At 68.1% G+C, this 13878-nt stretch carries 11 protein-coding genes; 8 read left to right on the forward strand and 3 right to left on the reverse strand.

Features of this window, described 5'->3' with window-relative positions; translation table 11 throughout:
* Positions 1-25 precede the first annotated feature (25 nt).
* The 8 genes from ACWW1C_RS07875 to ACWW1C_RS07910 all read left to right on the forward strand — a co-directional run bounded on the left by ACWW1C_RS07875 (position 26) and on the right by ACWW1C_RS07910 (position 6998).
* The gene (locus ACWW1C_RS07875; RefSeq protein WP_455982908.1) at positions 26-1273 is read left to right on the forward strand and encodes a glutamate-5-semialdehyde dehydrogenase; all 1248 of its coding nucleotides are present in this window, start codon (positions 26-28) and stop codon (positions 1271-1273) included.
* Between the two features lie 12 nt (positions 1274-1285).
* Positions 1286-2176 carry an AAA family ATPase gene (locus ACWW1C_RS07880; protein ID WP_455982909.1) on the forward strand — a complete coding sequence of 297 codons (891 nt, stop codon included), beginning with the start codon at positions 1286-1288 and terminating at the stop codon, positions 2174-2176.
* Positions 2177-2184: 8 nt separating this feature from the next.
* A complete protein-coding gene (locus ACWW1C_RS07885; protein WP_455982910.1) occupies positions 2185-3627 on the forward strand; it encodes a vWA domain-containing protein in 1443 nt (480 codons plus the stop codon).
* 79 nt (positions 3628-3706) lie between these two features.
* Positions 3707-4324, forward strand: a complete 618-nt coding sequence (gene nadD / locus ACWW1C_RS07890) for a nicotinate-nucleotide adenylyltransferase (RefSeq protein WP_455984193.1) — start codon at positions 3707-3709, stop codon at positions 4322-4324.
* Positions 4321-4734, forward strand: coding sequence for a ribosome silencing factor (gene rsfS, locus ACWW1C_RS07895; RefSeq protein WP_455982911.1), 414 nt, complete (start codon positions 4321-4323; stop codon positions 4732-4734). The genes nadD and rsfS overlap by 4 nt, the downstream gene beginning before the upstream one ends.
* A complete protein-coding gene (gpgP, locus tag ACWW1C_RS07900) occupies positions 4731-5399 on the forward strand; it encodes a glucosyl-3-phosphoglycerate phosphatase (RefSeq protein ID WP_455982912.1) in 669 nt (222 codons plus the stop codon). The genes rsfS and gpgP overlap by 4 nt, the downstream gene beginning before the upstream one ends.
* Positions 5389-6147: a diglucosylglycerate octanoyltransferase gene (gene octT / locus ACWW1C_RS07905; RefSeq protein ID WP_455982913.1), complete on the forward strand. Its 759-nt coding sequence runs from the start codon at positions 5389-5391 to the stop codon at positions 6145-6147. Before gpgP ends, octT begins: the two co-directional genes overlap by 11 nt.
* Positions 6144-6998, forward strand: a complete 855-nt coding sequence (locus ACWW1C_RS07910; protein ID WP_455982914.1) for a DegV family protein — start codon at positions 6144-6146, stop codon at positions 6996-6998. Before octT ends, ACWW1C_RS07910 begins: the two co-directional genes overlap by 4 nt.
* Here the strand turns inward: ACWW1C_RS07910 and ACWW1C_RS07915 are convergent.
* The 3 genes from ACWW1C_RS07915 to ACWW1C_RS07925 form a co-directional block, all read right to left on the reverse strand.
* Positions 6992-8224 (reverse strand): cytochrome P450, encoded by a 1233-nt coding sequence (locus tag ACWW1C_RS07915; RefSeq protein WP_455982915.1) that lies wholly within the window; start codon positions 8222-8224, stop codon positions 6992-6994. The two genes, ACWW1C_RS07910 and ACWW1C_RS07915, sit on opposite strands and share 7 nt — an antisense overlap.
* 260 nt (positions 8225-8484) lie before the next feature.
* On the reverse strand, positions 8485-11082 hold the full coding sequence (locus ACWW1C_RS07920) for a LuxR C-terminal-related transcriptional regulator (protein WP_455982916.1): 2598 nt from the start codon (positions 11080-11082) through the stop codon (positions 8485-8487).
* Positions 11083-11127: 45 nt separating this feature from the next.
* Positions 11128-13719: a LuxR C-terminal-related transcriptional regulator gene (locus ACWW1C_RS07925; RefSeq protein ID WP_455982917.1), complete on the reverse strand. Its 2592-nt coding sequence runs from the start codon at positions 13717-13719 to the stop codon at positions 11128-11130.
* Positions 13720-13878 lie beyond the last annotated feature (159 nt).

A 13878-nucleotide genomic window follows, 5' to 3' on the forward strand; every position in this document is an offset into this window, starting at 1 on the left:
GCCGATACCTCGTTACCCTGGGTTAATGAGTGTGCACGCAGCTACGGACACCGATCTGCGCCAGCAGGTGCATGACGCCGCCCGGCGGGCCCGCGTCGCGTCGCGCGTGCTGGCCACACTGACCACCGAAGCCAAGAACCGTGCGCTGCACGCCGCGGCCGACGCCGTGCTCGCCGCCGCCGACGCGGTGCTGGCCGCCAATGCCGAGGACATCGACGTCGCGCGCGCCGCCGGTACCGCCGAGGCGATGATCGACCGGCTGGCCCTGAACCCGCAACGGCTCGATGGCATCGCCGCCGGGTTGCGCCAGGTCGCCGGGCTGCCTGATCCGGTCGGGGAGGTGCTGCGCGGCAGCACCCTGCCCAACGGCCTGCAGATCCGTCAACAGCGGGTGCCGCTCGGTGTCGTCGGCATGGTTTACGAGAGCCGGCCCAACGTGACGGTCGACGCCTTCGGTCTGGCGCTGAAGTCCGGCAACGCGGCACTGCTGCGCGGCAGCTCGTCGGCGGCCCGGTCGAACCAGGCCCTTGTGATCGCCCTGCGGGCGGCACTGGCCTCCGAGGGTCTGCCCGAGGACGCGGTGCAGCTGCTGCCCAGCGAGGACCGGGCCAGCGTCACCCACCTGATCCAGGCCCGCGGTCTGGTCGACGTGGTGATCCCGCGCGGCGGTGCCGGCCTGATCGACGCCGTGGTGCGCGACGCCACCGTGCCGACCATCGAGACGGGCGTCGGCAACTGCCACGTCTACGTCCACGAAGCGGCTGATCTCGACATGGCCGAGAGCATCCTGCTGAACTCCAAGACCCGCCGTCCCAGCGTGTGCAATTCGGCAGAGACCCTGCTGGTCGACCGGGCCATCGCCGACACCGCGCTGCCGCGGCTGGTGACTGCCCTGCAGGACGTCGGGGTGACGGTGCATTTGGACCCGACCGAGGACGAGCTGCGCGCCGAGTTCCTCTCGCTGGACATGGCAGTGGCAGTGGTGGACGGCCTCGATGAGGCTGTGGCGCACATCAACGAGTACGGCACCGGACACACCGAGGCGATCGTCACCACCAATCTCGCTGCGGCCCAGCGGTTCTCCGAACAGGTGGACGCTGCCGCGGTGATGGTCAACGCGTCGACCGCCTTCACCGACGGTGAGCAGTTCGGCTTCGGCGCCGAGATCGGTATCTCGACCCAGAAGCTGCACGCCCGGGGCCCGATGGGGCTGCCGGAACTGACATCCACCAAATGGATCGTGTGGGGCGACGGCCAGACCCGGCCTGTGTAAGAGGAGAAGAACTTGAGTACACCCGCTCGTTCCGTGCCGCTGTTCGGCGACAATGCCGCCATCGACGACGTCGCCAAGCGACTCGCCGAAACCGGATACCTGCCCGATACCGCAACGGCCACAGCGGTTTTCCTGGCCGACCGGCTGGGCAAACCGCTGCTGATCGAAGGACCGGCGGGCGTCGGCAAGACCGAACTGGCCCGGGCCATCGCCCAGTGCACCGGTTCGGAGCTGGTGCGGCTGCAGTGCTACGAGGGCGTCGACGAGTCCCGCGCGCTGTACGAGTGGAACCACGCCAAACAGATTCTGCGCATCCAGTCGGGTCAGCAGTCGGGCGACTGGGACCAGACCAAGATGGACGTGTTCAGCGAGGAGTTCCTGCTGAGCCGGCCGCTGCTGACGGCCATCCGGCGCACCGAACCCACGGTGCTGCTGATCGACGAGACCGACAAGGCCGACATCGAGATCGAGGGTCTGCTGCTCGAGATCCTGTCCGACTTCGCCGTCACCGTCCCCGAGCTCGGCACCATCAAGGCCCAGCAGACCCCACTCGTGGTTCTGACCTCGAACGCCACCCGCGAACTCTCCGAGGCGCTCAAGCGTCGCTGCCTGTTCCTGCACATCGATTTCCCGGACCCCGACCTGGAACGGCGCATCCTGCTGTCCCGGGTGCCCGAGCTGCCGGAGAAGATCGCCGACGAGCTCGTCCGCATCATCGGCGTGCTGCGCGGCATGCAGCTGAAGAAGCTGCCGTCGGTCGCCGAGACCATCGACTGGGGCCGCACCGTGCTGGCGCTGGGCATGGACACCCTCGACGACGCCATGATCGCCGCCACGCTGGGCGTGGTGCTCAAGCACCAGTCCGATCAGGTGCGCGCCGCCGGCGAGCTGAAACTGAACTAGGACTCGCCATGACCGGTCGAACCCCCGCGCAACCGCTTGCCCCGCAAGGTATTCCGGGCCACCTGGTGGGGTTCGTCGAGGCCCTGCGCAAGGTGGGCATCAACGTCGGGCCGTCGGAGACGGTCGACGCCGGACGGGTGATGGCCACCCTGGGTCTGGGTGACCGCATGGTGCTGCGCGAGGGCCTGGCCTGCGCGGTGCTCCGCCGGCCCGACCATCGCGAGACCTACAACGCGTTGTTCGACCTCTGGTTCCCCGCTGCCATGGGGGATCGGGCCGTCTTGGCGCTCGACGACGACGAGGATCCGGAGAACCGGCCCGACCGGATACCGCCCGAGGACGTCGAGGGCATGCGCTCGGCACTCATCGACCTGCTGTCGGATGCCGACATGGCCAACCTCGACGATCGGCTCATGGCGATGATCGCCCAGATCGTCGACGCCTACGGCAAGTACAACTCCAGCCGCGGCCCGTCGTACTCGTCGTACCAGGCGCTCAAGGCAATGGGGCTGGACCAGCTGGAGGGCAAGCTGCTGGCCGGGCTGCTGGCGCCGTACGGCGACGAGCCGACGCCCACCCAGGAGCAGATCGCCAAAGCGATCGCCGCCAAGCGCATTTCGCAGCTGCGGCACATGGTCGAGTCGGAAACGAAGCGGCGCACCGCCGAGCAGATCGGCCGTGACCACGTGCAGACCTACGGCATCCCGCAGCTCGCGGAGAACGTCGAATTCCTCAGGGCGTCGGGCGATCAACTCCGACAGATGCGCAATGTTGTTGCGCCCCTGGCCCGTACGCTGGCCACCCGGCTGGCGGCGCGGCGCCGTCGCTCCCATGCCGGCCAGATCGACCTGCGCAAGACGCTGCGCAAGTCGATGTCGACCGGCGGCGTGCCCATCGACGTCGTCCTCAAGAAACCGCACCCGGCCCGTCCTGAGCTGGTGGTGCTGTGCGACGTGTCGGGCTCTGTCGCGGGCTTCAGTCACTTCACCCTGATGCTGGTGCACGCGCTGCGTCAGCAGTTCTCGCGGGTGCGCGTCTTCGCCTTCATCGACACCACCGACGAGGTCACCGAGCTCTTCGGGCCGGACGCCGACCTGGCTGTCGCGGTGCAGAAGATCACCCGCGAGGCGGCCGTCTACACCAGGGACGGGCACTCCGACTACGGCCACGCCTTCGTCTCGTTCCTGGACAAATGGCCCAATGCGCTGTCACCGCGCACGGCCCTGCTGGTGCTCGGCGACGGCCGCAACAACTATCGCAACCCGCAGGCCGACCTGCTGGCGCACATGGTGGGCGCCAGTCGTCACGCGCACTGGCTCAACCCCGAGCCCAAGCACCTGTGGGGTAGCGGTGACTCGGCGACGGCCAAGTACCAGGACGTCATCACCATGCACGAATGCCGGTCCGCCAAGCAGCTCGCCTCGGTGATCGACAACCTGCTGCCGGTCTAGGCAGCGAGGTCCTGCCCCCGAGTTGGCTCCGAACACTGCCGTAAGCTGGCCAATCGTGACTCGACGCAGGCTGGGGGTGATGGGTGGGACGTTCGATCCCATCCACCATGGACACCTCGTCGCGGCCAGTGAAGTGGCCGACCTGTTCGAGCTCGACGAAGTGATCTTCGTGCCGACGGGGCAGCCCTGGCAGAAGCGCGACCGGCACGTCACCGCAGCCGAGGACCGGTACCTGATGACGGTCATCGCGACGGCCGCCAACCCGCGCTTCTCGGTCAGCCGTGTCGACATCGACCGCGGCGGCCCGACGTACACCAAGGACACCCTGCGCGACCTGGCCAGGCAGAACCCCGACACCGACCTGTTCTTCATCACCGGCGCCGATGCGCTGGCCTCGATCCTGTCCTGGCAGGACTGGGAAGAGCTGTTCTCCACGGCCAGGTTCATCGGGGTCAGCCGGCCCGGCTACGAGCTGGACGGCAAGCACATCGAGGAAGCCCAGAAAGAACTGCCGCCCGACGCGCTGACCCTCGTCGAGGTGCCCGCCCTGGCCATCTCATCGAGCGACTGCCGTCGGCGCGCCCAGGCCAATCGGCCCATCTGGTACCTGGTGCCGGACGGCGTCGTCCAATACGTATCCAAGCGTGGGCTCTACCAGGCTCGCGACCATGCCACGAACAAGCAGGAGAGTTCATGACCGCCACCCCCGAAGCTCTCGACATGGCGACGGTCGCCGCCCGCGCGGCGTCCGCCAAGCTCGGCGAGAACATCAGCGTCATCGACGTCTCGGATCAGTTGGTCATCACCGACTACTTCGTCATCGCCTCGGCGTCCAACGACCGCCAGGTCAACGCCATCGTCGACGAGGTCGAGGAGAAGATGCGGTGGGCAGGTCACAAGCCGGCCCGTCGCGAAGGCGCCCGCGAGGGCCGCTGGGTACTGCTCGACTACGTCGACATCGTGGTGCACATCCAGCACCAGGAGGAGCGCGAGTACTACGCGCTGGACCGCCTGTGGCGCGACTGCCCGGCCATCGAGGTCGATCTCGATGGCGAGCTCCCGGTGAACCCGGACGGTGACGACGTGTCCGACGAGGACGGCGAGTGAGGAACCGGCGCCTCCTGCTGCTGCGGCACGGCCAGACGGAGTACAACGCCACCAGCCGGATGCAGGGCCAGCTCGACACCGACCTCAGCGATCTGGGCCGGGCCCAGGCGGTGGCGGCAGCCGAGGTGCTGGCCAAGCGTCAGCCACTGGTGATCGTGTCCTCCGATCTGCGTCGGGCTCTCGACACCGCGACGACGCTGGGAGACCAGGCCGGCATGCCGGTGTCCATCGACGAGCGGCTGCGCGAGACGCACCTGGGGGACTGGCAGGGCCTGACCCACCACGACGTCGACGCGCTCGCGCCCGGCGCACGGCTGGCCTGGCGCGACGATGCCCGCTGGGCCCCGCACAACGGCGAGAGCCGGGTCGACGTGGCGAACCGCAGCCTTCCCGTGGTGGAAGACCAACTCCGTAACCTGCCCGAATGGGGTGTCGACGAGGTCGACCGCCCCGTGGTGCTCGTCGCGCACGGCGGGTTGATCGCCGCGCTCACCGCCGCCCTGCTGGAGCTGCCGGTGGACAACTGGCCAGTGCTCGGCGGCATGGGCAACGCCAGCTGGGTGCAGTTGTCCGGGCACAGTGCCGGACTGGCGGCTGACGACCCCGTGAAGTGGCGTCTGGATGTGTGGAACGCGTCGGCTCAGGTGGCGAACGATGTCCTCTGAAACACCGGCTGCTCCGAATAAGCCGGTCCTCCTCGTCTTCTGCGACTCGCTGTCCTACTACGGACCGACCGGCGGGCTGCCATCCGACGATCCGCGTATCTGGCCGAACATCGTTGCGTCCCAACTTGGTTGGGACCTCGAACTGATCGGCCGGATCGGCTGGACGTGCCGTGACGTGTGGTGGGCCGCGACCCAGGATCCGCGTTCGTGGGCGGCCCTGCCGAAGGCCGGTGCGGTGATCTTCGCGACCTGCGGCATGGACTCACTGCCGTCGCCGCTCCCGACGGCGCTGCGGGAACTCATCCGTTACGTGCGTCCGCCGTGGCTGCGCCGCATCGTGCGGGACGGCTACGGCTGGGTGCAGCCGCGACTGTCACCGATCGCCCGCCCGGCACTGCCCGCGCACCTGACCGTCGAATATCTCGAAGAGACCCGCGGGGCAATCGATTTCAACCGTCCCGGCATTCCGTTCGTCGCGACCGTTCCGTCGGTGCACATCGCGGAGACCTATGGCAGCTCGCACCGCTGGCGCGACGCCACCGTCTCTGCGATCACCGATTGGGCTGACGCCAAGCAGATTCCGATCGTCGATCTCAAGGCGGCCGTCGGCGACGAGGTGATGTCGGGCCGGGCGAATCCGGACGGTATCCACTGGAACTTCGAGGCGCACCGTGCCGTCGCCGAACTCATGCTCAAGGGGCTGGCCGAGGCCGGTGTGGTGTCGCAGCGGACTGACGACCAGCCATGACAGTGGTGGTGGTCACCGACTCGTCGGCGCGGCTTGACCCAGAAGAGTTGAAACGCTGGGACATTCGTGTGGTCCCGCTGCACGTGCTGCAGGACGGCATCGATTACGAGGACGGGATCGACCCGATCCCGCAGGATATCCAGGACCGCTCGCACGTGTCGACCTCCGGCGCGGCGCCCGCGGATCTGACCGACGTCTACAAGCAGGCGCTGGCCGACAGCGGCGGCGACGGGGTGGTGGCCGTGCATCTGTCGGCGGGCCTGTCGAGCACCTTCAGCTCCGCCGCGGCCGTCGGCCGCGAGCTCGGTTCCGCGGTGCGCGTGGTCAATTCACGATCGGCGGCCATGGGCGTCGGATTCGTTGCCCTGGCCGCGGCCCGGGCCGCGGCCACCGGTGCCGATCTGGATACCGTTGAGACGCAGGCGCGTTCGGAGTCCGGCAAGCAGCACGGATTCATCGTCGTGCATCGGTTGGACAACCTGCGCCGCAGTGGCCGCATCGGCACCGCGGCATCCTGGTTGGGCACCGCGTTGTCGCTGAAACCGTTGCTGCAGTTGGATATCGATGGCCGGCTGGTGCTGGATCAGCGGATCCGGACCATCGCCAAGGCGCATGCCGCGATGATCGAGCGCGTGGTCGCGCTGGTCGGCGACCGGCCCGCATCGATCGCGGTGCACCACGTCGACAATCACGACGATGCCGCTTCGATCGGTGCCGCGCTGACTTCCCGTCTGCCCCAGGTCGAATCGCTCGTGGTGACGGACATGGGACCGGTGCTGGCGGTGCACGTCGGCTCCGGTGCCGTCGGCGTGATCGTCAACACGCAGGAGTCGCGTCACCCGGGTCAGTGACCCGGTTCGAACGCCACCGGCAAGGTGGCCGGTCCGGTCACTCCGAGGAAGCTCTTCCAGACGGCCGGTCCGTCCAGGTGCAGACCCGGCATGCGCTTCGTCATGATCGTCAACGCCTCGGTGAGTTCGAGGCGCGCGAGGTGGGAACCGAGGCAGTAATGCAGCCCGCTGCCGAAGGACAGCGCGGTGGCCGGGTTGTCCCGATCGATGTCGAAGCGGTCCGGATCGTCGAAGACGCCTGGATCCCGGTTCCCGGCAGCGGAATTGGCGATGACCTGGGTGCCGGCCGGAATGATCAGGCCGTCGAGTTCGACGTCGACCTTGGCTTCGCGAGGCAGGCCGACGCCGATCGGCGAGTGCCGCAGTGCCTCCTCGACGGCTTTGTGGGCCAGGTCCGGACGTTCGGCCAACGTCGACCACTGGTGGGGATGTTCGCAGAACACGTGCAGTGTTGCGGCCAGCTGGTTCCGGGTGGTGTCGGTGCCGGCGACGAGCATCCCGGCCGCCAGCATCAGCAGCTCGTCGTGAGTCAGGTGGTCACCGTCGTCTTCGGCGCGGATCAGGTCGGAGATCAGATCGTCGGTCAGATTGTTGCGCCGGGTATCGATCATCGCGTCGACATAGTCGTCGAGGTGCCGCCAGGCGGCGAGAACCACCGGCTCATCCTCGACGATGTTCCACGCCACGAGCTTCATGAAGTCATCGGCCCAGTCGGAGAACAACTCCCAGTCCGCCCTCGGCGCGCCCAGCAGCGTGCAGATGACCGGGATCGGGTATTGCCGGGCGATGTCGGCGACGACGTCGCAGCGACCGGCAGGTGCGACCGCGTCCAGCAGTTCGTTGATCACCGAGGCGATCGTGGGCTGCAGGCGGGCGACCGCCCGCGGCGTGAAGGCCTTGGACACCAGCCGCCGGAGCCGGTGGTGTTCGTCGCCGTCCATGGCCAACAAACTGTGGGTGACGCGCTCCCACAGCTCGCCGGAGGTGATGCCCTGCGGCTCGAGTCCCATCGCCTTGGGCTCGGCGAACCGCGGATCGCGCAATGCGGTGTGCACCAGGTCGTAGGTGAGCAGCTCGGGCCCGTGCGGACCCATCGCGATCGGTGACCGCCGCCGCGCCGCGGCGAGGATTTCGTGCACCTCGTCCCAGCTGGTGGCGTCGGTGTAATCGATGGTAGGCAGATCGGCGTCGAACACGCTGACGGGACCGGACAGGGTGGCGGTCATGCGGACTCCTCGTGTTGTGCGGCGGCGAGTTTCGCTTCGCCGATGCGGTAGATGCCGGCCAGTGCCGACGGTTCGACGCCGACGTACTCGCAGATGAGGTCTGCCGCCACGCGTGCGTCGCGCAACCTCAGAGCCAGTGAGTACGCCAACGGCAGCCGACGTAGCGCCTGCTCGCGGAAGTTGACGTGGCCATGTGAATGAGCCTGCGCGGTACCCGGCCGACGGGAGTGAGTAGGCGGGTACTCGAATTGCGCCCGTCCTTAACGTCGGAGCAGCGCGGCGAGTTGGTCGCGGTTGGTGGTGCCGGTTTTGGCCATGGCGCGGTAGATGTGGCCTTCGACGGTGCGGGTGGACAGGGTGAGTCTGTCGGCGATGGCGCGGCTGGGGAGGCCTTGGCCGAGGAGGGTGACGATTTCGCGTTCGCGGTCGGTGAGGGGGAGTGGTTGTGCGGCTTGCTGTAGTGCAGGTGTGGTGGCGCCGCAGTGTTCGGCGAGTACTTGTGCGTGTGTTGCGCAGGTGAGTGCGGAGCCGCGTTGGTTGTGTCGGCGGTAGGTGAGGGCGGCGTGGGCGGCGGCGTCGATGGCTGCGACGAGTTCGCCGATGTCTTCGAAAGATGCTGAGACTGTGGCGAGTTCGTCGGCGTCTGCGGTGCGTAGTGCGGATGCGAACCGGGCGGCCAGGGCGGCGCGTGGGCCTTCGACGATGTGGGTGAGCTCTTTGAGTCGCTCTGTGCCGGTGCTGTCGCCGAACTGGGCTGCGGTCTGCCACGCCAGCACTTCGTACGCCGGCTGTCCTGCTTCTCGCGCGTCGGCCGCCGCGGTGTGGGTCAACTGCACCGCTTCGGTCAGCGATCCCTCGGCGGCGGCCACCCACGCCCGCGCGAGTGTCAGTTCGGCGCCGAGGAAGCGCAGTCCGGGATGCACGTTGGCTTCGAGGTCGGCCATGGCCCGTCTGGCGGCTGCGGCGTCGCCCGCGTAGGCCAGACCTTGCGTGACGCCCAGTCGGCACCGGAACGGCCAACCTCCCACCTCGCCCATCGGGGCCAGCTCGGTCAGTGCCTGCCGTAGTCGGTTCAACGCCACGGTGACCTGCCCGCCGGCGAGTTGGGCCTGCCCCAGATGGACATCACCGCTCTGCGGCAGCCAGGTGTCCTGCATGTTGTGCCAGGCCTGCCGGGCGACTTCCTCGGCGTCGCGCAAGAGGCCGGCGAGTTTGAGTCCGATCATGTGCCGGTAGCTGAGGCCGTTGCGCAGCACGGAACCGTTCGGCGCGACCGTCGCGGCGGTATGGCCCCGCGCGGCCGCCGTGTTCAGTTCGCGGACCCGGCCCAGCATCGCCAGCGCGCCGACGCTGGCCCAGTAGGCAAGGGCCGCGTCCTCGTCAGGCAGTGGTCCGCCGAGCGCCGCCGCGGCAGTCTGCATTGCCGCGTCCGGCCGTCCGAGATCTGCGTGGAAGACGGAACGCTCCGCTGCCAGGATCCGCTTGGCCAATGGATCGGTGACGGCGGCGTCCGCCTCGTCGAGGATGGCCTCGCCCGAGGTCGGCTGACGAAGGGTCCAGAAAGTGTTGTGGCCGCGCAGAGTAGCGACCTGAGCTCGTTCGAGATCCGTCAGCGCTCGTTCGGAAAGCTCGGTCAGCGCACGTTCAGCCGCCGCCGCGTGACCCAGCCAGACCGTACAGTACCCATGCTGGAGTTGGGCCGGTATGCCCCCGCCGGCCTCGACCGCTGCGCGTGAAAGCCGTTCTGCCAGAGGGGTATCCAACAGGTGGACAGCCGATCGGGCGGCTGACAGGAACAGATCGGGCTCGGGTGCGAGATCGGAGTCGAGCACCAAAGTGGCACGACGCACGAGGAGGGTGTCGTCCCGGTCCGGGCCGGCCGCCAACGCATTGGCAACAAGGCCGCGGAGCCGCCGCAGCCGAATCGCGGGCGCGCGTTCGCGGCGCACTTCGCCGTAGAGCGGATGCGCCAGGCGCACCTTCGCCGCGCCGTCGCCGGCGTCGAGGGTGATGAGGCTGCGCGCTTCGGCATCCTCGATCGCCGCCGGATCGGCGATCTCGGCGAGCAACCGGACATCAATCGGTTCACCGACCGCCAGGATGTCGATCACGTCGCCGACCGCGGCAGGCAGAGCACCCATCCGGGACTCGATCAGCTCCACCAATGCCGGCGCCACGGTGATCCCTTCGGCCCAGCGCCAGCGGCCGTGCTCGGGGGCCAGACGGCCCGCGGACACTTCCTGCTCCACCATATGGTGCAGGTAGAGGGCGTTGCCGCGCGTCAGGTTCCACAGCCGGTGCCCGGCGGCCGGGTCGATGACCCCGTCGAGGGTAAGGCTCAGGAGGCCGACGGTCTCGTCGGAAGACAACGGTTGCAGGTCGATCCGATGGAAGTGGCCGGCAGCCCAAATCTCTTGAACTCCAGGGGGAATCACCTCACCGTCCCGTAGGGTCAGCACGACTTTCGCGGTCCGCCGACGCACGATCTGATGCAGGACGAAAGCCGACAGATCGTCGAGCAGGTGGACGTCGTCGACGCCCACGATGACGGCCGCGCCGTCCGGTGTGGTGGTCAGGGCATCGACCATGAGCCGAACGAGTTGGGGGCCATCCATGTCCGCGGTCACCCACGCGGCGAACGCACCGAGGGGCAGCGCCCGCGCCGACGCAGTGGCGACCGCCCAGTGCGTCGTGCAACCGGAGTCTGCGGCGTGTGCCAAGGCCTCCCGCGCGATGCGGCTCTTGCCCACGCCGGCGGCGCCGTGCAGTATCACGCCGGACGAGTCGGGGTCGGACATCGCGGCGTCGATGGCCGCAAGTTCTTCCTTGCGGCCGGTCAGCGGCCATTTCAGGCGCACTTGGACAGCGTAGGCGGCAACACCGCAGCTTGGGCAGGGGCAGTATCACCCCTGCAAGAGCGCGGCGAGTTGGTCGCGGTTGGTGGTGCCGGTTTTGGCCATGGCGCGGTAGATGTGGCCTTCGACGGTGCGGGTGGACAGGGTGAGTCTGTCGGCGATGGCGCGGCTGGGGAGGCCTTGGCCGAGGAGGGTGACGATTTCGCGTTCGCGGTCGGTGAGGGGGAGTGGTTGTGCGGCTTGCTGTAGTGCAGGTGTGGTGGCGCCGCAGTGTTGGGCGAGTACTTGTGCGTGTGTTGCGCAGGTGAGTGCGGAGCCGCGTTGGTTGTGTCGGCGGTAGGTGAGGGCGGCGTGGGCGGCGGCGTCGATGGCTGCGACGAGTTCGCCGATGTCTTCGAAAGATGCTGAGACTGTGGCGAGTTCGTCGGCGTCTGCGGTGCGTAGTGCGGATGCGAACCGGGCGGCCAGGGCGGCGCGTGGGCCTTCGACGATGTGGGTGAGCTCTTTGAGTCGGTCTGTGCCGGTGCTGTCGCCGAACTGGGCAGCGGCTTGCAGACACATTACTTCGGCAGCGAATTGCCCGTTTTCTCTTGCGGTTTCGGCGGCAGCCAGCGCCAGCATGACAGCGGAACGGACCGAGCCTTGGCAGGCTGCCACCCACGCACGTGCCAACCCGTACTCGTAATCCACCATCCGCCAGCTGGGATGTCGCTGCCGCTCGAGTACGACCGCCGCTGAGGTGGCGTCGTCCACGGCGCCTCGCAGCGCCAGCGCAGTTGTCCACGACACGCGATACCGGTGTCCCCATCCGTTGGTCTCGTCCGTCGCCAACGCATCCACGATCGGAGCCAGCAGTCGACATGCGTCGGCGACCTGCCCGGCGGCCAGCGCTGCGCGACCGGCCACGGCTGCAGCTCTCATTCGCGCGGGGCCGGGCATGTCGTTGGCCTGCGATCGCGTTCGCCGCGACGCTTCGCACGCTTCGACGATATGGCCCGCTTGGACCAGCGCACTGACGCGGGCATCGGCCACGGCGAACCGGGTGAAGGCATGCTCCGTCGTCTGCGCCAACAACACATCCGTCGCGTCGGCTGCGGCGATGGCGGTCGCGGTGCGGCCGCAGTCGCCCGCGGACATGGTGATTGCCCAGCCACCTGTCGGTGCGGCGATTCCGGGTAGCTGGTCGAGGACCATGCCTTCGGATGAGGCAAGCGCTGCGGCAGGGTTGGCCATCACAGCCCAGTAGGTGGTACGGAGCGAGTCGATCCAGCCGCGGGCTTCTGGTGTCACCGCATACTGCGTCGCGTCGTCGAGAATCTGCTTCGCGCCCGCGGGGTCAGCGAGAGTCCACAACTTGATCGTCGCCCGCACATACGCGAGCCGGCAGTGGTCGGCCGCGGTGAATCCGCCGGTGGGGGTGGCGGCGATAACAGCCTCGGCTTCGGTGCCTCTGCTCAACCATGACAGCAGATTGGCGCGGACAAAATGTGCCTCGGCGCCCGCTCCCGCACGAATTGCGGCGTCGCCCAACCGATCTGCGAGGGCCAGGTCGGCCAGCCACATGGCGCCGACCGCTGCGCCGGCCAACAGCTGAGGGTCGGGCGCGAGGTCTGAGTCGATGCTCAATGTGGCACGACGTACCAGGATTCGGATGTCGTCTTGTGGACCGGCGGCGGCTAGTTCGGTTGCGACAACACCCCGCAGCCGGCGAAGTCGGGTCTGCGCCGCGCGGGCACGACGCACTTCTCCGTACAACGGATGGGCCAGGCGAACTTCGCTGGATTTCAGCGTGATCAGGCCCCGCACTTCGGCTTCTTCGATTCCTGTCGGATCAGCGATCCGGCGCAATGAGGCCAGATCGAGCGGCTCGCCCACGGCCAAGAGGTCCACGACCTCGCCGGCGGCCGCCGGAAGGCCGCGCAGCCTGGACTCGATCAACTCCACAAGGCTCGACGGGATGGCAATGTCGCCCGTCCAGGTCCACATGCCGCGAGACAGCGCGAGGCGTCCGTCGTCCACCTCCCGGTCGACAATATTGCGCAGGTACAGAGCATTGCCGCGGGTGAGCGCCCACAGCCGCCGCGCGGTGTCCGAGTCCACCGGTCCGTGCAGCGTCGCAGCGAGCAGCATCGAGGTCTCGTCGCGAGACAAGGGCTGCAGGTCGAGGCGCCCCAGCGCGTCACTCGAACGCACTTCATCGAGTCCCTGCGGTACCGGTACACAATCGCGAATTGTCAGGACGACTTTGGCGGCCCGCCGCTGGATGATCTGGTGCACGACGAACACCGACAGATCGTCGAGCAGATGGGCATCGTCGACACCTACCACTACCTGTCCACCCTCAGGGGCGGCGGTCAGCGAATCGACCACCCCGCGCACAAGTTGGAGAGAATCTGCAGCAGCCGGTGCCCAGGATGCAAACGCGCCCAAGGGAAGCGCGCGCGCCGATGCTGTCGCCACTGCCCACCGAATCCGGGTTCGATCCCGAGTTATGGCCTGCAACGCATCTCGGGCCAATCGGCTCTTCCCGACACCCGCCGCACCACACACCACGATGCCCGCCAGTGTCGGGTCCGACACGGCGTCGGTAATGGTCCGGACTTCTTCGTCGCGGCCGGTCAGCGGCCATTTCAACCGCATTGGAACAGGGTAGTCGGCGGCCCGCTCCGTGCACAGGTCCAACCGCGCAGGTAGGGCACTCCCACAGGGTGCCGGATTCGAGTACCCGTCTACTCGCGCTCAGGTGCCGTCGTCACCGCACCCTGAGATCAAGAGCGGCACCCCTCGCCGCTGACCCGA

The organism is Mycobacterium sp. HM-7 (assembly GCF_053852335.1).